Genomic DNA, 21,151 nt, shown 5'->3' on the forward strand with positions numbered 1-21,151 from the left:
CTTGCGTTTCCGACTCTATCAGACCTTTCCGATCCGATTTCCTCGGTGCTTTCCGGGGTTCCGCTTCCGCGTTTCCCTTTCCGGCGGTTCCGACTTTATCAGAAGTTTCGGGGCGGACTTACCGGCCCTTGTTTTCCGATTCATCGGGAAGTGCTTCTTCGAAATCAACGTTTCGATGAGAAGCTGATAGATGCTCACTGTCGCCCTCGGGGTCAGACCCCATCTCCAGGCAACTGTTTGAATCTACCTCCCCGCCTGCTCCGTGTCAACGGTTCCTGCGGGGCGAAGAGGAGACTAGCAGCTCAGCGGGGGCTCGCGCACATCAGGCGGCCGTGGGCACGTCGGCGCTGCGTTCGAATGCCTCCAGGTCGCCGGTCTCGCCGGCGCGCGCCGCGCGTCCGCCCAGGACATAGACGTAGGCCAGGAAGGCCAGCTCGGCGATGACCCCGATGGTGATGCGCGCCCAGGTGGGCAGGCCCGATGGGGTGACGAAGCCTTCGATGGCACCGGAGACGAAGAGGACCAGGGCGAGGCCGATCGCCATGGCCAGGGCCGCCCGGCCTTCCGCCGCCAAGGCGGCACGTCGGGTGCGGGGACCCGGATCGATGACGGTCCAGCCGAGGCGGAGGCCGGTTCCGGCCGCGACGAAGACCGCGGTGAGTTCCAGGAGGCCGTGCGGCAGGACCAGGCCGAGGAAGGTGTCGAGACGGCCGGCGGAGGACATCAGACCGAAGCCGACGCCCAGGTTGAGCATGTTCTGGAAGAGGATCCAGAGGACCGGCAGGCCCAGGAAGACACCCAGGATCAGGCAGAGGGCCGCGGCCCACGCGTTGTTCGTCCAGACCTGGGCGGCGAAGGAGGCCGCGGGGTGGCTCGAGTAGTACGTCTCGTACTGGCCACCGGGGCGGGTGAGCTCGCGCAGCTCGTCGGGGGCCGCTATGGACGCCTGTACTTCGGGATGGGTGCCTATCCACCAGCCGAGGAGTGCCGCGACGGCTGTGGAGAGGAGTGCTGTGGGCACCCACCAGTGGCGTGACGTGTAGACGGCCGCCGGGAAGCTGTGGGACAGGAAGCGCGTGACGTCCCGCCAGGAAGCACGGCGGGCGCCGGTCACCGCACTGCGCGCGCGTGCCACCAGTTGGCTGAGCCGGCCGGTCAGCTGCGGGTCGGGGGCGGCCGACTGGATCAGGGAGAGATGAGTGGCCGTGCGCTGGTAGAGGACGACGAGTTCGTCGGCCTCCGCGCCGGTGAGGCGGCGCTGGCGCCGGAGCAGGGCGTCGAGGCGGTCCCACTCCGCGCGGTGGGCGGAGACGAAGACGTCGAGGTCCATCGGTGTGCCTGCTCCTCGGCTGTTCGTCGGCGGTCGGCCGGACCGGTGGAACGGTGATCGGCTCGGTCTGCTGGTCGTACTGCGGTGCGATGTGCCATCAGCTTGGCAGACTGGCGGTGTTCGGGGCAGGCCAGGGAAGGGCGGCGGGCGTGAGTGAGCTGGTGACGGGTGAGGCGGTGGCGTTGGAGCTGCGCCCCGCGAGACTGCCCAGCAGGGCGCTGGCCGTGCTGCTCGATCTGATGGCGGCCGTGGCCGTCTATGTCGTGGTGACGATCGCTCTGGTGGCTGCCACGGCCTCGTTGGACGAGGCGGCGCAGACCGCGATCTCGATCGCCTTGTTCGTCCTCGTGCTGGTCGGCGGGCCGATCCTGGTCGAGACGCTCAGCCACGGGCGGTCGCTCGGGAAGCTGGCCTGCGGACTGCGGGTGGTGCGGGACGACGGGGGACCGATCCGGTTCCGGCACTCGTTGGTGCGGGGTCTGATCGGTGTGATCGAGATTCTGATGACGCTCGGGGTCGTGGCCTGTGTCGCATCCCTGGTTTCGGCGCGGGGGCGGCGGCTCGGGGATGTGTTCGCGGGGACTCTGGTCGTGCGGGAGCGGGTGCCGGTGGGGCGGGCGGGATTCGTGCCGCCGCCTCCGCCGTGGCTGGCCGGGCGTTTCTCGGGGCTCGATCTGTCGGCGGTGCCCGATGGCCTGTGGCTTGCCGTCCGGCAGTACCTGACGCGGATGGGGCAGCTCGATCCACAGGTCGGCTGGTCGATGGCGGAGCGGCTGGCCTCGGACCTGGCCGGGCGCACGGGGGCGCCGGTGCCGCCGGGGGTGCCGCCCGCGGCGTATCTCGCGGCGGTGGTGCAGGAGCGGCAGGCCCGGGAGGCCCGGCGGGCGTTCGGACAGGGACCGGCCGGGGGCGGCGGGCCTGTGGGTACGGCCGGTTCCGCGGGTGCCTATGCCCCGCCGGTGTACCCCGCTGCGGCCGTCGCGCCGGATGTGCGGCCGACTGTGCATCCGTCGGCGGATCCGGGAGCCGCGGTGCGTGGGGAGCGGGTCGCCCCGCCGCGGGAGGGATCGTCGGCCGACCGGCCCTCGACGGGGTTCGCCCCGCCGGCGTAGGTGCCTTCGGGAAGCGCTGGTCAGTCGAGGACCGACGGTGGTGATTCGAGGTCCTCCAGTTCGATGCCGGGGGCCGCGAGGACCACGTCCCCGGCAAGGTGCACGGAGTGCTGCTCCCCTGTGTCCAGGGCTGTGACCTGGTATTCGTCCACGGTCAGGGGGCCGTTGTCAGTGGCGTGTGTTTCTCTTTCCACCAGCGCCCAGGACTGGTCCAGGGTGCGTGGGGCGAGGACCGGGTCCGTGAAGGCGACGAGGCGTACGCGGGTGGCTGATGCCGAGGGGGTGAGGCGCAGGAGGCGGGCGGTGGCGACGAGGAAGGCGGGGGACGAGCCGGTGAAGGCGTGGGCGCGCACATTGCCTTCGGTGGCGTGGGCCCCGGTGGGGTCGGTGCGGACCCAGGTGACGCCGTCGAGGGCGGCGCCGCGGACCTGCCAGCTCGCGGCGTGGAGTTCGAGGCGGATGGGGCGGCCGAGTTCGTCGAGGGCGAGGTCGACCGAGCCCAGGTGACCGCCTGCTGGGGCGGTGAGCTGGGAGACGTAGCGCCAGCCGGAGGGGCCGGGGGCGCAGTGGAAGTGTTCTTCCGCGAGGGGGGTGTGATCGTGCGGATCGTGGAGCGAATAGCGGCCGCGGGGCATGGGGGTCCTGGGTCGTGACGAGCTGGGCCGGTCGCCGGTCCGCCAAAGGGGCAGGCCCCCGGCACGGGGGTGCGGGGGCCTGCCTCGGAGGACCTGCCGCCGGTGAGCGCGTCCGGTGCGCGGACGCGCTCACCGCGGCGGGAGCGTGGGCTCAGTAGCGGTAGTGGTCCGACTTGAACGGGCCCTCGACCTGCACGCCGATGTATTCGGCCTGCTCCGGGCGGAGCGTGGTCAGCTTGACGCCGAGTGCGTCGAGGTGGAGGCGGGCGACCTTCTCGTCGAGGTGCTTGGGCAGCACGTAGACGCCGGTCGGGTACTCGTCGGGCTTGGTGAACAGCTCGATCTGGGCCAGCGTCTGGTCCGCGAAGGAGTTGGACATCACGAACGACGGGTGGCCGGTGGCGTTGCCCAGGTTCAGCAGGCGGCCCTCGGAGAGAACGATGATCTTCTTGCCGTCGGGGAAGGTCCAGGTGTGGACCTGCGGCTTGATCTCGTCCTTGACGATGCCGGGGACCTTGGCGAGGCCGGCCATGTCGATCTCGTTGTCGAAGTGGCCGATGTTGCCGACGATGGCCTGGTGCTTCATCTTGGCCATGTCCGAGGCCATGATGATGTCCTTGTTGCCGGTCGTGGTGACGAAGATGTCGGCCTTGTCGACGACCTCGTCGAGCGTCGTGACCTGGTAACCGTCCATCGCGGCCTGCAGGGCGCAGATCGGGTCGATCTCGGTGACGATCACGCGGGCACCCTGGCCGCGCAGGGACTCCGCGCAGCCCTTGCCCACGTCGCCGTAGCCGAACACGACCGCGGTCTTGCCGCCGATCAGGGTGTCGGTGGCGCGGTTGATGCCGTCGACCAGGGAGTGGCGGCAGCCGTACTTGTTGTCGAACTTCGACTTGGTGACAGCGTCGTTGACGTTGATCGCCGGGAACAGGAGGGTGCCGTCGCGCTGCATCTCGTACAGGCGGTGGACGCCGGTCGTGGTCTCCTCGGTGACACCGCGGATCTCGGAGGCGAGCTGGGTCCACTTCTGCGGGCTCTCGCTCAGGGTGCGGTTGAGCAGTTCGAGGATGACGCGGTGCTCGTCGGACTCGGCGGTGTCGGGCGAGGGGGCCTTGCCGTCCTTCTCGTACTCGACGCCCTTGTGGACGAGGAGGGTGGCGTCACCGCCGTCGTCGAGGATCATGTTGGGGCCGCCGGTGGGGCTGTCCGGCCAGGTCAGCGCCTGCTCCGTGCACCACCAGTACTCCTCCAGGGTCTCGCCCTTCCAGGCGAAGACGGGGACGCCCCGCGGGTTGTCGGGCGTGCCGTCCGGGCCGACGGCGATGGCGGCCGCGGCGTGGTCCTGGGTGGAGAAGATGTTGCAGGACGCCCAGCGGACCCGGGCGCCGAGGGCGACCAGGGTCTCGATGAGGACGGCGGTCTGCACGGTCATGTGCAGGGAGCCGGTGACGCGGGCGCCGGCCAGGGGCTGGGCGTCGGCGTACTCCTTGCGGATCGCCATCAGGCCGGGCATCTCGTGCTCGGCGAGGGTGATCTCCTTGCGGCCGAACTCGGCCAGGGAGAGATCGGCGACCTTGAAGTCCTGTCGGTTGTCGACAGTCGTCATTGCGAGCTGCTCCTCGGGGTGTGGGTCGAGGTGGGTACGGCTGGTCTGCGCGGCGGCGGACACAGGGGTGCCCTGAGGAGGACACAGGCATGCCCGCGTGCGCGCAGCGCAGTCCGTCGGAGGCCCTCTCTCCCTCGGCCGGTCCCCTGTGGGACCGCCCGACCGCCATCAGCAGCGACGTCTGGCTCCGTCCCAAGCTACACCGCCGGGCCCGGCCGACCCCAGTCCGACCGCGTACACATCAGGCCGATCTGGCGGGTGCCCCGTCCCGGTCCCCCGGCGGCCGTCGCCGGGCGGGCCGCTAGCCTCACCCCTCGCGGATGGTCCGCGCGGGGAGGGGTTCGGGCGTGGACACGGGACGGGGAATGCTGGTCACGGGGTGGGTGATGCTCGCGGCGGGACTGCTGTCGGTGGTGGCGTCCCTGGGGGCGTTGCGGCTGAACTACGGGACGGCCGATGTGCGGGGCGGGAGCATGGCGCCGACGTACCGGATCGGTGACGACGTCTTCTACGCGCGCGTGGACGGGGACGAGGTGCGGCGCGGTGACGTGGTGCTGTTCTCGGCGCCCGACCGTTATCCGGGAGGCGGGCTCGTCGTGCAGCGGGTCATCGGGGTGGGCGGTGACCGGATCGCGTGCTGCGAGGGCGAGGGGTCCGCGCGGCGGCTCACGGTGAACGGCAGGGCGTTCGAGGAACCGTACGTCAAGGACGGGAACGCCAACGGCCCCTTTCCGCAACGGTACGACGTCCGGGTGCCGCAGGGGCGGCTGTTCCTGCTGGGCGACCACCGTCTGAACTCGCGGGACTCCCGCTTCTTCGCCGACGACCACGGCGGCACGGTGCCCGTGGAGGCGGTGCGGGGCCGGGTGACGGAGGACCGCCTGGGTGTGGTGCTGCTCGCCGGGGCCACGCTGCTCGGGCTGCTGCTGGCGATCGCGGGCCTGATCTGTGTGCTCGCGGGGCGGACCAGGAGGCACCGGCCGGCGGAGTTCGACACGGAGCTGTGGCCCGCGCACTTCTGAGGCGCGGGGCCGCCCCGGACGACGGAGGGGCCCGCCGTCGTGATGCGGCGGGCCCCTCCGTCATGAGGTCCTGCGGGTTCCGGTGGGGCCGGGCTCAGTGACCGGTGTCGTGGGGGGTGGGGCCGCCGGGGGTCGCCTCGGGGTCGGCGCCCTTGGCGGCTTCGGTCTCGCTGTAGATGTCGGGCTCCAGGTAGATCACGCGGGCGATCGGGACGGCGTCGCGGATGCGGGACTCGGCGGCGTCGATGGCGGAGGCGATCTCGGTGGCCGTGCCGTCGTGCCGGACGCCGATCTTCGCGGCGACCAGCAGCTCCTCGGGACCGATGTGGAGGGTGCGCATGTGGATGATGCGGGTGACGGTGTCGCCGTCGACGACGGCGGCCTCGATCTTCCGGGTCTCCTCGGCGCCCGCGGCCTCACCGAGCAGCAGCGACTTCGTCTCGGCGGCGAGGACCAGGGCGATCAGGATGAGCAGGACGCCGATGCAGAGGGTGCCGATGCCGTCCCAGACGCTGTCGCCGGTGGCCAGGGCCATGCCGACACCGCCGAGGGCGAGGATCAGGCCGACGAGCGCGCCGAGGTCCTCCAGGAGGACGACCGGCAGCTCGGGCGCCTTGGCGTGGCGGACGAACTCCTTCCAGGAGCGCTGGCCGCGCAGGACGTTGGACTCCTTGATGGCGGTGCGGAAGGAGAAGGACTCGGCGATGATCGCGAAGACGAGGACGCCGACCGGCCAGTACCAGTGCGACAGCTCGTGCGGATGCTTGATCTTCTCGTAGCCCTCGTAGAGGGCGAACATGCCACCGACCGAGAACAGCACGATGGAGACGAGGAAGGCGTAGATGTAGCGCTCGCGGCCGTAGCCGAAGGGGTGCTGCGGGGTGGCCTTGCGTTGCGCCTTCTTGCCGCCGACCAGCAGCAGGGCCTGGTTGCCGGAGTCGGCGAGCGAGTGGACGGACTCAGCGAGCATCGATGACGAGCCGCTGAAGAGGAACGCCACGAACTTCGCTACCGCGATCGCGAGATTGGCGGCGAGTGCCGCCACGATCGCCTTGGTGCCGCCTGACGCGCTCATGTGTTCGCGTTGTCCCTTCGTACTCCGTGTGGGGCCCGGGCGGGCGTGGGTGCACGCCTGCCCGGAACTTTGCCCGTCCTTTGACGGTGGGCCATTGTTGCAGCCCGGTTCGGCGACGGCCTGTCAGGTCGCCGTCACGGGGTGATCAGGCGACGACGGTGGCCCTGAACAGGGTTCCGGTACCCGACACTTCGGCCTTTTCACCCGAAGGGACGAACACGGAGGTGCCGGGCGTCAGTTCGTGCTCGCCCGCTCGTACGGAGCCGGCGGTGCAGAGCAGGATCTGCGGGGTGGTCAGCGTGAGGTCGTGGGTGGCGCCGCCCGCGGGGAGGACGTAGCGGGAGAGGCGGAACTCGTCGATGGGGGTCTCGTAGACCTCCTCGCCGTCCGGGCCTGCCTCCGGGCGCAGCACGCCGGGGTCGCCGGCCTCGAAGCGGACGATGCGCAGGAGTTCGGGGACGTCGACGTGCTTGGGGGTCAGGCCGCAGCGCAGGACGTTGTCCGAGTTGGCCATGATCTCGACGCCGAGGCCGTCGAGGTAGGCGTGCGGGACGCCGGCGCCGAGGAAGAGCGCCTCGCCGGGCTGGAGCCGGACGTGGTTGAGGAGCATCGCGGCGATGACGCCGGGGTCGCCCGGGTAGTGGTGGGCGATGTCGGCGTACGGGGCGTAGGCGCCGCCGAGGCGGTCGCAGGCGGCGGCGGTCTCGGCGACCGTGCGGGCCATCGCCTCGGGGTCGGCGGTGAGGATCGCGGTGAGGACCTCGCGCAGGGCCGCTTCTTCGGGGTGGGCGTGCAGCAGGTCGACGTACGGCTTGAGGGAGTCGACGCCGAGGCCGTCGAGGAGCTCGGCGGCGCGCCGCGGGTCGCGGAAGCCGCACAGGCCGTCGAACTCGGTGAGGGCGCAGATCAGTTCGGGCTTGTGGTTGGCGTCCTTGTAGTTGCGGTGCGGGGCGGTCACGGGGACGCCGCGGCGCTCCTCGTCCGCGTGGCCCTCCTTCGCCTGGGTCAGGTCGGGGTGGACCTGGAGGGAGAGCGGGGCCCCGGCGGCGAGGAGTTTGAGCAGGAAGGGCAGGCGGGGGCCGAACTTGGCGACCGATTCCGGGCCGAGTTCCCGCTCCGGGTCGGCGTCGATGACCTCGACGAGCGTGCCCCGGCCGGTGCGCGAGGGTGCGCCGGGGTGGGCGCCCATCCACATCTCCGCCTGCGGCTCGCCGGTCGGTTCGGTGCCGAGCAGTCGCGGGAGGGCGGTGGTGGAACCCCAGGCGTAGGGGCGGATGGTGTTGTCGAGGCGGTCCATGGGGTTCTCTGCGTTCCTTCTGCCGGTTCTCGTGCGGGCGCGCGGTGTCGTGCGGGTCGTACGTGTCGTGCGTCCGCGCGGTGAGAGGGTCTCAGGGGGTCCCGGGCATGATCAGGCTCCCGAGGCGAGCGCCAGGTAAACGGCGGCGAAATCCGTGACGGCGATCAGTTCCGCGAGGGTCTCCAGTTCGCCGCCCGCCTCCGGTTCCAGCTCGCTGATCGGCGTGTCGTGGGTGAGCGCCAGGTCACGGGCGGCGGGGGCGGCGGTGAGGCCGCCGATGGGGCGGTCGCGGAGCAGCACCACGCGCGCGTGCAGGGCGGGTGCTTCCTCCACGCGGTCGCGGAAGAAGTCGTCCGGATCCGCGCCGGCGGCGAGCCGGCCGGCCAGCAGGGCACTGTGCGCGGCGAGCGCCTCGGGCAGTTCGGCTACGACGGCGGGGGTGCCGGACAGTTCGGCGAGCGCGGCGGCGAACCGGCGGCCGGCCGGGCCCGCCGAGACGCCCTCGGTCCATACGACGGGCAGCGCTTCGGCGAGTTCGGCGGCCAGGGTCTTGGCGGGGTTGCTGTACGTCGCGATGGCCGGACCGCAGCGTTCGGCGATGCCGTCGAGGCGGTCGGCGATCTTCTCCAGGGCCTCGGGCGGGGCGGTGAGCAGGCCGGTGCGGTCCAGGAGCGCGAGCAGCGGGGTGAGCAGCGCCCACAGGACGCCGGGGGCGGAGGCGGCGAGGGGCTCGTCCTGGTCGTAGGGCGCGGTGGCCATGGGGACGAACAGGCCGACGGAGCCGTTCACCGTCTCGGCGAGCGGGGTACGGGCGGGAGCCACGGCGACGACGGTGCAGCCTCGGCGGTACGCCTGCTCGGCGAGCAGGGCCAGACCCGGTTCGGTGCCGTCGGGGGTGGCGATGAGGAGCAGGTCCACGGAGCCGGCCCAGCCGGGCAGTTCCCAGCGCAGGGCGCCTGCTGCGGGGGCGACGCCGGTGGGTGCGAGACGGGTGACGGGGCTGCCGGCGCCGGCCAGGGTACCGAGGAGGTCGGCGGTCTGGGTGGCGGCGGCGCCGGGGCCCGCGATGAGGACGGCGCGGGGGCGGCCGTCGGGTTTGAGGCCGTTGATGCCGGCCTCGGCGGCGTGCCGTGCGGCGGTGCGGACGCGGGCGCCGGCTTCGGCGGCACCGCGGAGCAGGCCGCGGCGGTCGGCCTCGGCGAGGCCTTCCGGTGAGTCGAGCAGCGATTCGTCGAGCATGGGCGGCGGGCTCCGATCTCCGATCGGCGGGGCGTCGTCGGTGCGTCGTCGGTGCGGTGCGGTGGGTGTTGTGCCTTGTGGTTGCGCCTTGTGGTTGCGCCTTGTGCCTTGTACCGGTTACGCGGGGCGGCGGGCCTCGTCCACGAGGAGTACGGGGATGCCGTCGCGGACGGGGTAGGCCAGGCCGCAGCTCTGGCCCGTGCAGATCAGTTCCGTGTCCTGCTCTTTGAGGGGGGAGTGGCAGGCGGGGCAGGCGAGGATTTCCAGGAGGCCGGCTTCGAGTGGCATGGGCGTTTCCTTCGGTGGGTGGATGTGCTGGTCAGGGTACCGCTGGTAGGGGTGCGGGGCGTTGGGGCCGGGCGGGCGGGGGTGGGGTTGCGCGGCCCGGCGCTCGCGGGGTGCCTCCCCCACTCTCGGCTGCGCTCGAGCGGGAGGTACCCCCACCGCCCACCCGTGCCGCCCCGGGGGTACCTCCCAGGCCCTTGAGGCACTGGGGGAGGCACGACTGCCCGCGGTAGACGCGGCACGCGACCGCCCGCGGGAGCGGTGGAGGCGGCGGTATAGCCGTCCGCGGGGCTCGGGCAGTTGTTTTTGTGGTGGGGGTTATGACCTGATGATGGCCAGGGCCTCGTCGCGGATTTTGGTCATCGTCGTCTCGTCCCGGGCCTCCGCGTTCAGGCGGAGGAGGGGCTCGGTGTTGGAGGGGCGGACGTTGAACCACCAGTCGGCAGCGGTGACGGTGAGGCCGTCCAGGTCGTCGAGGGTGATGCCGTCGCGGCCCTCGTACGCGGCCCTGATCGCGGCGAGGCGGGCGGTCTGGTCGTCGACCGTGGAGTTGATCTCGCCGGAGCCGGCGTAGCGGTCGTACTGGGCGACCAGGGCCGACAGAGTGCCCTGCTGGCCGCCGAGGGCGGCGAGGACGTGCAGGGCGGCCAGCATGCCCGTGTCGGCGTTCCAGAAGTCGCGGAAGTAGTAGTGCGCGGAGTGCTCGCCGCCGAAGATCGCGCCGGTCCTGGCCATCTCGGCCTTGATGAAGGAGTGGCCCACGCGGGTGCGCTCGGGGGTGCCGCCGTTCTCCCGTACGACCTCGGGGACCGACCAGGACGTGATCAGGTTGTGGATGACCTTGCCCTTGCCGCCGTTGCGGGCCAGCTCGCGGGAGGCGACCAGGGCGGTGATCGCGGACGGGGAGACCGGCTCGCCCCGCTCGTCGACGACGAAGCAACGGTCGGCGTCGCCGTCGAAGGCGAGGCCGAGGTCGGCGCCCTCCTCGCGGACCCGCTTGCGCAGGTCGACGAGGTTGGCCGGATCGAGGGGGTTGGCCTCGTGGTTGGGGAAGGTGCCGTCGAGTTCGAAGTACATCGGGACGAGGGTGAGCGGCAGGCCGGCGAAGACCGTCGGGACGGTGTGCCCGCCCATGCCGTTGCCCGCGTCGACGACGACCTTCAGGGGGCGGACCGAGGTCAGGTCGACGAGTGAGCGCAGGTGTGCCGCGTAGTCGTCCAACGTGTCGCGCCGGGTGATCGTTCCCCGGGGGCCGGCCGTCGGCTGCGGGGTGCCCGAGGCGTTCCACCGCTCGACGAGTTCACGGATGTCGGCCAGACCGGTGTCCTGGCCGACGGGGGCGGCACCCGCGCGGCACAGCTTGATGCCGTTGTACCGCGCGGGGTTGTGGGACGCGGTGAACATCGCGCCGGGGAGGTCCAGGGCGCCCGAGGCGTAGTAGAGCTGGTCCGTGGAGCACAGGCCGATCTCGGTGACGTCGGCACCCTGGTCCGCCGCTCCGCGCGCGAAGGCGCCGGAGAGGCCGGGGGACGACGGCCGCATGTCGTGACCGGTGACGACGGCGGTCGCGCCGGTCACCCGGACGAAGGCGGCGCCGAAGAGCTCGGCGAGGGACTCGTCCCACTGGTCGGGGACGACTCCGCGCACGTCGTACGCCTTCACGATCTGCGACAGATCAGCAGCCACGGCCAGCCCTTCCGGAAGTCCTGTCGGTCACCACAAACTACCCGTAGGGGCCGGCCGGGACGTCGGGGAGGCTCAGGGCAGCATCCAGTCGAGCACCGCTGTGCTCTGGCCCACCACGATCAGGCACATCACGAGCAGCAGGCCGAGGCTCCAGGGCAGCACCTTGCGCAGCAGGTCGCCCTCGCGGCCGGCCAGGCCGACGGCCGCGCAGGCGATGGTGAGGTTCTGCGGCGAGATCATCTTGCCGAGGACACCGCCGGAGCTGTTGGCGGCGGCGAGCAGTTCGGGCGACAGCCCGGACTGCTGGGCGGCGGTGACCTGGAGGGCGCCGAAGAGGGCGTTGGAGGAGGTGTCCGAGCCGGAGACGGCGACGCCGAACCAGCCCAGTACCGGTGAGAGGAAGGCGAGGCCCGCCCCGGCCGCCGCGACGAAGTGGCCGATCGTCGCCGCCTGGCCCGAGAGGTTCATGACGTAGGCGAGGGCCAGGACGGACGTCACCGTGAGGATCGCGAACCGCAGTTCGTGGACCGTCGCCAGCCACTCCTTGACCGCCACGCGCGCGTGCACCCCGATCACCGCCGCCGTGAGTACCCCGGCGAACAGGACGAGGGTGCCGCCGGTGGAGACGACCGGCCAGCTGAACACATTGCCGCCGACGGGCTCGCCGTCCGGGCCCGCGACGTCCAGGAAGGGCCAGTCGAAGGTCCGGGTGGCACCGGCCAGCCAGTCCTTCACCGCCGGGATCTGCGCGACGGAGAAGATCACCACGATGAGCGCGTACGGGGCGTAGGCGCGCACCACCTCTCCGCGGGGGTCCTCCTCGTCCAGTTCCTCGCTGCGTGCGCCCGTCAGCACGGAGGTCCGTACGGCCTCGGTGGCGGGCACGCGCGCGTGCGGTACGGCGACCAGGGCGCCCGCGCCGGCCAGGGCGGCACCGATGTCGGCGAGCTGCGCGGAGACGTGATTGGAGGCGACGAACTGGGCCACGGCGAAGGCGGCTCCGCAGACCAGTGCGGGGATCCAGGTCTCGCGCAGGCCGCGGCGTCCGTCCACCAGCCAGACCAGGACGAGCGGCACCACGAGGGCGAGCAGCGGGGTCTGGCGGCCGACGACGGACGCCACGGAGTCCAGTGGCAGGCCGGTGACCTGGGCGAGCGTGACGACCGGCGTGCCCATGGCGCCGAACGCCACCGGCGCGGTGTTGGCGACCAGCGCGACCACGGCGGCGCGCACGGGGTCGAAGCCGAGGGCCACCAGCATCACGGCGGAGATCGCGACGGGGGCGCCGAACCCGGCGAGGGCCTCCAGCAGGGCGCCGAAGCAGAACGCGATGACGAGTGCCTGGATGCGGGGGTCGTCGGAGAGGCTGCCGAAGGAGCGGCGGAGGATGTCGAAGTGGCGGGTGCGGACGGTCATCCGGTAGACCCACAGGGCGTTGATGACGATCCACATGATGGGGAAGACGCCGAAGACGGCGCCCTGGACGCCGCTGGAGAGCGTCTGGCCCAGTGGCATGCCGTACGCCAGACAGGCCACCAGGACGGCCGCCAGCAGGCCGGTCAGGCCCGCGAGGTGCGCCTTCATGCGGACGCCGCCGAGCAGGACCAGGACGATCACCAGCGGCAGGGATGCCACCAGGGCGGAGAGGCCGAGCGAGCCGGCGACGGGTTCCAGTTCCTGGACGTACACGGGCGCCTCCCGGATTCCGCCATGCGAAAGCGATTTCTCGCCGGGTACCAACGGAATGGTCGTGTTCGCGACAAGGAGGCGTCAATGGGTGTGCGGGGGTTTATGCGGCGCCCGGGGCGCGGGGAGGGGGATCGCCCCGGTCAGTTGTCCGGGGAGCGGAGTACGCGCAGGTGGCCGCGGCGTGCGACCTCCATGGGGTCCGCGGTGCGGGAACCGCCGCCCGCCCCTGCCGCCCGCTCCTGCGGACGGGCCGCCTCGCGCACCGCGTTCGCAAGCGCTTCCAGGTCGTCTCCGCTGGGCTGGGCCGGGGCCGAACCGTCGAGCAGACGGACGACCTCCCAGCCGCGCGGCGCGGTGAGGCGCTCGGAGTGCTCGGCGCACAGGTCGTAGCAGTGGGGTTCGGCGTAGGTGGCGAGCGGGCCGAGGACCGCGGTCGAGTCGGCGTAGACGTACGTCAGCGTCGCGACGGCGGGACGGCCGCAGGCGGTGCGCGAACAGCGACGTACAGGGCTCACGATGTTGGACGGTACCGCACTCTTGAGCGGGCCGCGACGACTCTCCACCAGGTCACTCCACCGTGTCGCGGCACGAAACGCCCCACATGCCCCTTTGTGGGCACCTTGCCGACCTGGTTCGACGCGGAGGGCCGGGGGGTTCGACGGTACTGATTTCGGTCACCAGTTGACACAAACCCCGTCAATTGCCTTGAGATCATCGGTCTCGGAGAGATACGGAATCGAGCCCAACCTTGGCTGGAATGGTCATGTTGTGACATGCCGTGCGGGTCGGCCGGAAGGCGCACGGGGATCGGGCGGGGCGGCGACGTGACGACTACGCTTCGCGGTGATGGACAGTTCTGTGACGCCCCGTGCCGCCGGACCCGGCCCCGGCCCCGGCCCCCGACGCCGTGATCGCCACGGCCGGGGCATGCGTGGCCCGATCGCGCCTCCGCAGGTGCCGCTCGCCGCGAGCCGCGCGGAGACGTTCGCGGATCTCGTGCAGGACTCCGTGGAGCGGCTGGAGCGGCGGTGGCCGCAGCTGGCCGACGTCGATTTCCTGGTGCTGGACGTGCCGCGGCCGGGCGGGGGGACCTGGAGCGATGAGGCGGTGCCGCTGGGCGGGACCGTGGCCGCTCGGGACGGGCGTCCGGCGCGGGTGGTGGTGTACCGGCGGCCGGTGGAGATCCGTACCAAGGGGCGGGACGAGCGGGCGGCTCTTGTGCACGAGGTTGTGGTCGAGCAGGTGGCGGAGGTGCTGGGGCTGACGCCGGAGACGGTGGATCCCCGGTACGGGGAGGACTGACGCCGGGTTCGGGTGCGGTGCCTTATGGGGTGCCTTCGGCGTGGGGGTGGATCGGGGTTGCGGCCCCGGGGCGCGTTGCGGGGTGCCCCGTGCCCGGTGTGGGCCGGGGGTGCGCGGCCCCGGCGCGTGTTACGGGTGCCCCGGCGTGGGGGTGGGCCGGGGGTGGGGTTGCGCGGCCCGGCGCTCGCGGGGTGCCTCCCCCACTCTCGGCTGCGCTCGAGCGGGAGGTACCCCCACCGCCCACCCGTGCCGCCCTGGGGGTACCTCCCAGGCCCTCAAGGCACTGGGGGAGGCACGGCTGCCCGCGGAAACGCGGCATGCGGCTGCCCGCGGCTGACACGGCACGCGACTGCCGCGGGAGCGGCGGCAGGCGGTTGCCCGGGGCGGGCCCGGTTCGGGTCCGCCTCCGGTTCGTGGTCGGGTCCGCCTCCGGTTCGTGGTCGGGTCCGCCTCCGGTTCGTGGTCGGGTCCGCCTCCGGTTCGTGGTCAGTTCTGCAGGATGGACAGGTCCTCGTTCGAGTGGGGGACCGAGACCGTTCCGCGGTCGTCCGGGAGGGGCTGGACCGTGAAGAACGGGACGTCGTTCTTCGTCGTGGTCAGTGTCCGGGACGCGTAGACCGGTGTGTCCGACCGGGGTTCCACCGTGAGGGCGTAGGTGCCCTTCACCCCCGCCGGGACCGGTGCCTCGATGTCCTGCGTCGTGCCCGACTTGACCGTGTACGTCTTCGAGGCCTCCGTACCGCCCTCGGTGCCCGCCGAGGCCGTGACCTCGATCTTCGCCGTGCCCTCGGGAGCCGTCACCGAGAGCGTCGTGCCCTCGGCCGTGTTGTCCACGGACGTCGCGCGCGTGCCGACCGGTCGTGCCGCCGGGATGAAGGCCGACTCCTGGTCGTCGCCCTTGCCGCGCAGCACCCGTACCGCCGCCACGACCGGGACGGAGTCGTCCGCCGCCGTCAGGACCAGGGAGCCCGCCTCACCGCGCGTGATGTCCTCCAGGTCGACGGCCGTCGTCATACCGCCCTTCACATGGAGGGTGTCGTGGCCGGCCGGCGTGATCAGGCCGGACGGGGAGGCGAGGCGCACCTTCAGGTCGACGTCGGCGTCACCGGGGGTGAAGGCGACCAGGTGTACGGCGGTGGCGTCCTTCGGGATGCCCGGCAGGACCAGGCTGCCGGACGGGTCGGCCGATGCGGGCAGCCAGTCGCCGCCCAGCTTGTCGTCCAGGGCCTGGACGGCGGCGCCGACCCGGCCGCTGCGGACCACCACGTGCGCGGTCACATCGGTCTGCTTCTCCTCGGTGAGCGTCGAGAGCAGGACCGGCTCGGTGGAGTGCGGCTGGACCGTGATGCCCTCCCCCACCGTCGTCTCCAGGGCGCCGTCCTTGCCGTAGAGCTCGATGTCCACGACCGCCGCCGAGTCGTCGGGGTTGGTCAGGTGGACGTAGTCGGTGCGGCCGGCGTCGGTGCTCGCGCCCGGGAACCAGAACTCCGTGTCCGGGGCCGTGCAGGTGACGCCGTGCAGGCCCCGGCCCGTGCCCGCGGTGACCGTGGTCGTCTCCTGCACGGTCCAGCCCGGCGCGAAGCGGCCCTCGGCGGTGCCGAGGAGGGCGGGGGACTCGCCGCCGGTCGTCTCCCCGGTGACCGGCTTGTTGGGGTCCTCGGGCTCCAGTACGGGCTTCCCGGACTCGGCGTCCTTGTCGTCCTTCTTGTCGTCCTCGGAGCCGTCCCCGGGTTCCGACTCGTCCCGCTTCTGCTCCGTGGCCGCCTGGAGTTCGGCCCCGCCCCCCTTCTCCGTGCCCTTCGTGACCGGGGTGAAGGACGTGTACGTCGTCTCGGCCAGGTCGGAGGAGCTGGGAGAGGGGCACACCAGGCTCGTGCGCTCCACGGGGAGGTGGGCCGCCGCCTCCGCCGTCCCGCCCGTGGCCGTGGCGTCCGGTGAGGACACCGCGGCGAAGCCGGTGACGGCGGCGAGCGCGGTCACGCCCGCGATCAGGGACAGGGTGGTGCGGTTCACTGCTGGCTCCCGTCGGGACGCTCACTGCCCGTGCCGTGGGGGTCGTACGACGTGTCGTAGCCCTGCGTGTAGGTCTGGTCGTAGCCCTGGGTGTAGCCCTGGTCGTACGGCGCCTGCTGGGTGCCGTACGCGTACGGGTCGTACTCGCCGCCCTGCGGGTAGCCCTCCGTCTGGTAGGGCTGACCGTAGGCGTCCGTGGCGTACTGCTGGTACTGCTCGTCCGGGTAGGCGTCCGGGTACTGTGCCGCCGCGTCCCAGTCGCCGTGGCCGGGCTGTTGCGGGACGGGGACGGGGGGCTGCTCGGGCGGGGCGGGGAAGTCCTCGGCGTCGCCCGGTTCTCCGGTGCCGGACTCCTCCGCGGCCTCCGCCTCCGCCTCGGCCTGGGCGCGCAGGCGGCGGGCGCGGCGGCCCTCGCCGGCCATGGCCTCGGCGGGGACGGCCGGTTCCTCGGGCAGGTCGTCGTCGATGTCGCGGCGGCGGCCGGGCAGGGCCATGATGACGAGGACGACGGCGAGCAGGCCCTGGGCCCACAGCCAGACGGTGTGGCCGATCGGGTCGTCGTAGGTGACGTCCAGCGTGCCGCCGGAGGCGGGGAGTTCGAAGCCCTGGGCCCAGCCGTCGACCGTCGTACGGGTCAGCGGCCTGCCGTCCAGGGTGGCGGTCCAGCCCTCGGCGGCGGTGTCGGCGAGGCGCAGGACGCGGCCCTCGGCACCGTCCGGGATCTTGGTGTGGATCTCGACCGGGCCCGCCGCCACGGGCACGGGCTCGTCGTCGCCGTCCTCGGCGTCCTCGGCGTCCTCGGCGTCCTCGGCGTCCTCGGCGTCCTCGGCGGGGACGATGCTCGCGCGGGCGACCTGCCGGTCCACCCGCCACAGCGCGCCGCCCGCCTGCTGGCTGAGCCGGGACAGGCCGGGGGTGGCGTCCAGGACGCGGGTGACCTCGCGCGGTGCGCCCGGGTGGACGAGGACGTAGCGGACGGCGAAGCCGCCGAGCTGGTCGGCCTGGTCGGCGCCGGAGCCGGCGACCAGGTTGGCGACGACCTTGTCGAGCCCGGTGTTCCCGCCGTCCACCGCGGCGGTCTCCGCGTCGCCCATGCGGGCGCCGGAGCCGCGGACCAGGACGTAGCCGACCCGGTCGGTGGAGTCGCTGTCGAGGACGAGGGTGCGGGCCTGGTCGCGGGTGCCGCTCTCCTCGGCGACGAACGCGGGCACCTGGACGGGGTCGCGCCGCTCGACCGGCCCGTCGGCGCCGCGGATCACCCAGCCGGCGACGGCGACCAGCGGGCCGATCGCGCAGGCGAGGGCGATCAGCGCGGCGACCGGCTGGCGCCAGCCGAAGCTCTGCTCGGCGACACGCGCGCGTGCCCCGTCGGCGCCGAGCGTGGCGGCGGCCAGGACGGCGATGCCGTAGACGAGGGTCGCGGGGCCCGCCCAGGCGGAGCTGTTGGACAGGACCGCGAAGACGAGGCCCACCAGGGCCGCCGCCCACGCGGTGAGGATCGCCGTCCGGCGCTCGGAGCGGAGCAGGGCCGCGAGCGCGGCGAGCACCAGGCCGATGAGCACCAGGCCGCCGACGGTGCCCGGGCCGCCCGGGCTCGCGCCGAGCAGGTCGAGGGCGGAGGCGGCGGAGGGACCGTACTCCAGGCCCGCTTCCCGGAAGAAGCCGAACGGGAGGAGGGAGAGCGACCACGGGGCGAGGACCAGCAGGGGGGTGCCGAGCTGGGCCAGGAAGCGCAGTCCGTAGGCCGGGATGTCGCTTCTGCGCAGGGCCAGTACGCCGACGCCGAGGACGACGGCGACGGGCCACACGATCGGGGTGAACGCCGTGGTGACCGTCAGCAGCAGGGCGTACGCCCAGGTGGCGCGCCAACTGCCGCGGACGCCCTCCGGATTCGTGAGGCCGCTCGCGGCGACGCCCGCGCGGGCGATCAGCGGCAGCAGGACGGCGAGTACGGCGGTGCCGATGCGGCCGCCGGCCAGGGCGCCGGTCGCGGCGGGCAGGAAGGCGTAGGCGACGGCCGCCCACGCGCGCAGCAGCCGGGACTCGACGAGCGGGCGGGAGGCGAAGTACGCGGTGAGGCCGGCCAGCGGTACCGAGCAGACCAGGAGGATCGTGACGGCGAGGCCGGTGGAGCCGAACAGGAGGGAGGCGAAGGCCGCGACGATCGCCAGGTAGGGCGGTGCGGAGCCGGTGCCGCCGGCGCCCACGGTGTGCCAGGCGTCGGTGTAGCGGGCCCACAGGTCGCCGGCGCCGGCGGGCGCGGGGAGCAGGGCGCCGCCCGCGAGCGCGCCGCCGCCGAGGAGCTGACGGCAGGCCGCCAGGGAGACGAGCAGCAGCACCAGGAAGAGCACCGGCCCCGGCTTGCGGGCGATGCGCTTGAGCCGGGCGAACTGCTCGACCTCCAGGAAGTCGGCGTCGTCGCCGCCGGGTCCGGACTCGACGACGCCGCCGTGGCGTCCGGCGCCGGAGGCGGCTTCGGGGTCGGAGCGGCCGACGAGGCTGCTCGCGACCTGTTCCACGGTGACGCGGACGGTCGCGCCGGGCGGCGGGAACAGCGGCCGCATCTCGCCCTTGTCGGTCTGCGGGCTGCCGCGGTGGCGCCGTCCGGCGAGGATCCGTTCGGGCCGCAGCAGGGTGCCCATGAGGCCGCGGATCTCGTCGACGGCCTGTCCGGGGACCTTGCCGACGAGGTAGGCGAGGGTGCGCAGCAGCGTGCCGAGGACGACGCGGAGCAGCACCCAGGGCAGGGCGGCCGTGCGGGCGTTGACGAGCAGGGTGTAGACGGCGCCCGCCTTGTCCACCTTGTGCGGGGAGGCGGAGGTGCGGCCCACGCAGTCGACGGTGCGGCGCTCGCGGGAGGCGGCCTCGGCGTGCCGGACGACCGCGTCGGGGGCGATCAGGACCCGGTACCCGGCGGAGTGGGCGCGCCAGCACAGGTCGACGTCGTCGCGCATCAGGGGCAGGTGCCGGTCGAACCCGCCGAGCCGGTCAAAGACGTCACGGCGGACGAGCATGCCGGCGGTGGACACCGACAGCACGGGCCGTACGTGGTCGTGCTGGCCCTGGTCCTGTTCGCGGCGGTCCAGGCCGGTCCAGCGGCGGCCGGAGTTGGCGATGGAGACGCCGACCTCGAGGAGCTGCCTGCGGTCGTACCAGCCGCGGAGCTTGGGGCCGACGACGGCCACGTCGTCACGGCCGAGCTCGTACTCGTTCTCCACGACGCGCAGCATCTGGGCCAGCGCGTCGGGTTCGGGCGCGCAGTCGTCGTGCAGCAGCCACAGCCACTGCACCGGCTCCCCGTGCGGGAGTTCCGGCAGGTCGTAGGCGTCGTCGCGCCAGCTGCGGGTGACCGGGTCCCAGCCGCTCGGCCGCTTCAGGTACGGCAGGTCGTCCGGCGTGAGGTGCGGGGCGCCGCGGTGGCACTCCTCGACCGCCTGGCCGAAGCCGGTGCGCCGGGCGAGGTGCAGCACGTGGTCGTCGCCGAGGGCCTCGGTGACCAGCCGGGCGGAGTCGTCCGCGCTGCCGGTGTCGGCGCCCATGGCGAACTGGACCGGGCGCTCCTGGCCGAGCAGCCCGGCGAGCGCGTCGGGCAGCCAGCGGGCGCCGTCGTGGGAGACGAGGACCGCGGTCACCACGTGACGCGGGAACTCAGGTGAGGCAGCGAGGTCTTGCCGGGCTGCCGTGTGGCTGTGCACGGACATCGAGGTACGGGCCCCGGTTCGGTGGTCTGGGGGGAACGCCTGTGCCCGATGGGGGCAGCGGGGCGTCTCGGACGAGCGACCACACTATCGGCAGATGGAGCGGGGCGGCGCGGAGCGTCTCGATGAGGGACGACGGGCGGGTGCGGAAGCCCGCCGCCTGTGGACAACCCACCCGCGACGGGCCTTGAGTGACATATGTACGAAGTGGCGCGCGTGCTGTGCGTACGGCGGCGATGTGCCGGCCCGTCAGACGGCGGCCTTCTTCAGCCGGCGGCGCTCCCGCTCGGACAGGCCGCCCCAGATGCCGAAGCGCTCGTCGTTGGCGAGGGCGTATTCGAGGCACTCGGAGCGGACCTCGCACGCGAGGCAGACCTTCTTGGCCTCCCGGGTCGAGCCGCCCTTCTCGGGGAAGAAGGACTCGGGGTCGGTCTGGGCGCACAGTGCGCGCTCCTGCCAGCCGAGCTCCTCGTCCGCGTCGTCGACCAGCAGTTGCTGCACCAGCTCGGTCATGTGCGCCCCTCGTCCGTCTTTCGCGTCCCCGTGATCCAGCCGTTACCGATTCCGGCTGAACGACACGAGTGAAATTACAAGTGTGCTGCTCCGGGCGAGTCAAGCCGAGATCTGCTATTGAGCCCCTTATTCACTCTGCGGAACCAAGGCCGAGCGGAAAGTGTTCAAATCGTCCTAAACCTTGACACGCGTACGGGACCCGTAAGGGCTTCCGGCCCCACGCAGAGCCTCTACGGGGAGGACGCCCCGGGGATCGATCTCGTTCCGACACCCGCACCGAAGCGAACCGGATCACAGTCGGATCACGGGATCGCAACGGCGTGCGGGGCACCCGGCCGTGGGCACCATGTGTCCCGGGAAGCGGCTGAGCAAACCTTTCACCTGCGAGATGAACCGGATGAGGTGAACCATGTCCCACATACCGGGCGCCGAGTTGACAGTGGAGGAGTGAACCGCTGTCCTAGTGGGCATGCTCGCGAATTCGGCACTCACCTCGACCCGCTCCGCCGGGTTCCTCGGTGCTGCCCGCGCTCGCTGTAGCTGTCTCTGTTCCGGCTGTTGAGTCCAACGCGCTCCAGCCGCCGCTGAGTCACCGACTCGGCCGCTGTTTCCTTCGCTCCCACCGGGGCACCTCTCGCCGCCGCCC

Annotated in this window: 16 protein-coding genes; 3 read left to right on the forward strand and 13 right to left on the reverse strand. The window is 72.4% G+C overall.

What is annotated here, in order from left to right; genetic code table 11:
• Window positions 1–322: 322 nt before the first annotated feature.
• Window positions 323–1,330, reverse strand: a complete 1,008-nt coding sequence (locus ACF1DX_RS18080; protein ID WP_391792150.1) for a stage II sporulation protein M — start codon at window positions 1,328–1,330, stop codon at window positions 323–325.
• A 149-nt stretch (window positions 1,331–1,479) separates the two neighbouring features.
• Between ACF1DX_RS18080 and ACF1DX_RS18085 the strand changes: the two genes are divergently transcribed.
• Window positions 1,480–2,442: an RDD family protein gene (locus tag ACF1DX_RS18085; RefSeq protein WP_391792581.1), complete on the forward strand. Its 963-nt coding sequence runs from the start codon at window positions 1,480–1,482 to the stop codon at window positions 2,440–2,442.
• A 20-nt stretch (window positions 2,443–2,462) separates the two neighbouring features.
• Here ACF1DX_RS18085 and ACF1DX_RS18090 read toward each other — a convergent pair whose 3' ends face one another.
• Complete coding sequence (locus ACF1DX_RS18090) at window positions 2,463–3,077, reverse strand: hypothetical protein (RefSeq protein ID WP_391792151.1); 615 nt, start codon at window positions 3,075–3,077, stop codon at window positions 2,463–2,465.
• 151 nt (window positions 3,078–3,228) lie between these two features.
• Window positions 3,229–4,686 carry an adenosylhomocysteinase gene (gene ahcY, locus ACF1DX_RS18095; RefSeq protein WP_391792152.1) on the reverse strand — a complete coding sequence of 486 codons (1,458 nt, stop codon included), beginning with the start codon at window positions 4,684–4,686 and terminating at the stop codon, window positions 3,229–3,231.
• A gap of 347 nt (window positions 4,687–5,033) precedes the next feature.
• On the opposite strand from ahcY, the gene lepB reads away from it, so the two are divergent.
• A complete protein-coding gene (gene lepB, locus ACF1DX_RS18100; protein WP_391792153.1) occupies window positions 5,034–5,708 on the forward strand; it encodes a signal peptidase I in 675 nt (224 codons plus the stop codon).
• A gap of 94 nt (window positions 5,709–5,802) precedes the next feature.
• Here lepB and ACF1DX_RS18105 read toward each other — a convergent pair whose 3' ends face one another.
• From ACF1DX_RS18105 to ACF1DX_RS18135, 7 genes are all read right to left on the reverse strand, one after another.
• On the reverse strand, window positions 5,803–6,783 hold the full coding sequence (locus tag ACF1DX_RS18105; RefSeq protein ID WP_391792154.1) for a cation diffusion facilitator family transporter: 981 nt from the start codon (window positions 6,781–6,783) through the stop codon (window positions 5,803–5,805).
• Window positions 6,784–6,928: 145 nt separating this feature from the next.
• A complete protein-coding gene (manA, locus tag ACF1DX_RS18110) occupies window positions 6,929–8,080 on the reverse strand; it encodes a mannose-6-phosphate isomerase, class I (protein WP_391792155.1) in 1,152 nt (383 codons plus the stop codon).
• 111 nt (window positions 8,081–8,191) lie between these two features.
• Window positions 8,192–9,319, reverse strand: coding sequence for an SIS domain-containing protein (locus tag ACF1DX_RS18115; RefSeq protein WP_391792156.1), 1,128 nt, complete (start codon window positions 9,317–9,319; stop codon window positions 8,192–8,194).
• A 117-nt stretch (window positions 9,320–9,436) separates the two neighbouring features.
• Window positions 9,437–9,607, reverse strand: coding sequence for a Trm112 family protein (locus tag ACF1DX_RS18120; protein WP_078914225.1), 171 nt, complete (start codon window positions 9,605–9,607; stop codon window positions 9,437–9,439).
• Between the two features lie 315 nt (window positions 9,608–9,922).
• The gene (locus ACF1DX_RS18125; protein ID WP_391792157.1) at window positions 9,923–11,290 is read right to left on the reverse strand and encodes a phosphomannomutase/phosphoglucomutase; all 1,368 of its coding nucleotides are present in this window, start codon (window positions 11,288–11,290) and stop codon (window positions 9,923–9,925) included.
• 72 nt (window positions 11,291–11,362) lie between these two features.
• The gene (locus tag ACF1DX_RS18130) at window positions 11,363–12,979 is read right to left on the reverse strand and encodes an L-lactate permease (RefSeq protein ID WP_391792158.1); all 1,617 of its coding nucleotides are present in this window, start codon (window positions 12,977–12,979) and stop codon (window positions 11,363–11,365) included.
• 140 nt (window positions 12,980–13,119) lie between these two features.
• Window positions 13,120–13,542: a DUF3499 domain-containing protein gene (locus ACF1DX_RS18135; protein ID WP_040907000.1), complete on the reverse strand. Its 423-nt coding sequence runs from the start codon at window positions 13,540–13,542 to the stop codon at window positions 13,120–13,122.
• A gap of 283 nt (window positions 13,543–13,825) precedes the next feature.
• Here ACF1DX_RS18135 and ACF1DX_RS18140 point away from each other — a divergent pair, with 283 nt between their 5' ends.
• Window positions 13,826–14,281 (forward strand): metallopeptidase family protein, encoded by a 456-nt coding sequence (locus ACF1DX_RS18140; protein ID WP_391792159.1) that lies wholly within the window; start codon window positions 13,826–13,828, stop codon window positions 14,279–14,281.
• A 486-nt stretch (window positions 14,282–14,767) separates the two neighbouring features.
• On the opposite strand, the gene ACF1DX_RS18145 is transcribed toward ACF1DX_RS18140, so the two are convergent.
• The 3 genes from ACF1DX_RS18145 to ACF1DX_RS18155 all read right to left on the reverse strand — a co-directional run bounded on the left by ACF1DX_RS18145 (window position 14,768) and on the right by ACF1DX_RS18155 (window position 20,505).
• Window positions 14,768–16,294 carry a DUF5719 family protein gene (locus tag ACF1DX_RS18145; protein ID WP_391792160.1) on the reverse strand — a complete coding sequence of 509 codons (1,527 nt, stop codon included), beginning with the start codon at window positions 16,292–16,294 and terminating at the stop codon, window positions 14,768–14,770.
• Complete coding sequence (locus ACF1DX_RS18150) at window positions 16,291–19,929, reverse strand: glycosyltransferase (protein WP_391792161.1); 3,639 nt, start codon at window positions 19,927–19,929, stop codon at window positions 16,291–16,293. The genes ACF1DX_RS18145 and ACF1DX_RS18150 overlap by 4 nt, the downstream gene beginning before the upstream one ends.
• A gap of 312 nt (window positions 19,930–20,241) precedes the next feature.
• Complete coding sequence (locus tag ACF1DX_RS18155; RefSeq protein WP_003975777.1) at window positions 20,242–20,505, reverse strand: WhiB family transcriptional regulator; 264 nt, start codon at window positions 20,503–20,505, stop codon at window positions 20,242–20,244.
• Window positions 20,506–21,151: the final 646 nt, after the last annotated feature.

This window comes from Streptomyces sp. NPDC014676, assembly GCF_043084105.1.
Lineage (GTDB): Bacteria > Actinomycetota > Actinomycetes > Streptomycetales > Streptomycetaceae > Streptomyces.

Bases quoted from the DNA above. Each gene is read 5' to 3' on its own strand.
- manA (WP_391792155.1), bottom strand. From the start codon at position 8,080: ATGGACCGCCTCGACAACACCATCCGCCCCTACGCCTGGGGTTCCACC.
- ahcY (WP_391792152.1), bottom strand. From the start codon at position 4,686: ATGACGACTGTCGACAACCGACAGGACTTCAAGGTCGCCGATCTCTCC.
- ACF1DX_RS18090 (WP_391792151.1), bottom strand. From the start codon at position 3,077: ATGCCCCGCGGCCGCTATTCGCTCCACGATCCGCACGATCACACCCCC.
- ACF1DX_RS18080 (WP_391792150.1), bottom strand. From the start codon at position 1,330: ATGGACCTCGACGTCTTCGTCTCCGCCCACCGCGCGGAGTGGGACCGC.
- ACF1DX_RS18120 (WP_078914225.1), bottom strand. From the start codon at position 9,607: ATGCCACTCGAAGCCGGCCTCCTGGAAATCCTCGCCTGCCCCGCCTGC.
- ACF1DX_RS18105 (WP_391792154.1), bottom strand. From the start codon at position 6,783: ATGAGCGCGTCAGGCGGCACCAAGGCGATCGTGGCGGCACTCGCCGCC.
- ACF1DX_RS18140 (WP_391792159.1), top strand. From the start codon at position 13,826: ATGGACAGTTCTGTGACGCCCCGTGCCGCCGGACCCGGCCCCGGCCCC.
- ACF1DX_RS18115 (WP_391792156.1), bottom strand. From the start codon at position 9,319: ATGCTCGACGAATCGCTGCTCGACTCACCGGAAGGCCTCGCCGAGGCC.
- ACF1DX_RS18155 (WP_003975777.1), bottom strand. From the start codon at position 20,505: ATGACCGAGCTGGTGCAGCAACTGCTGGTCGACGACGCGGACGAGGAG.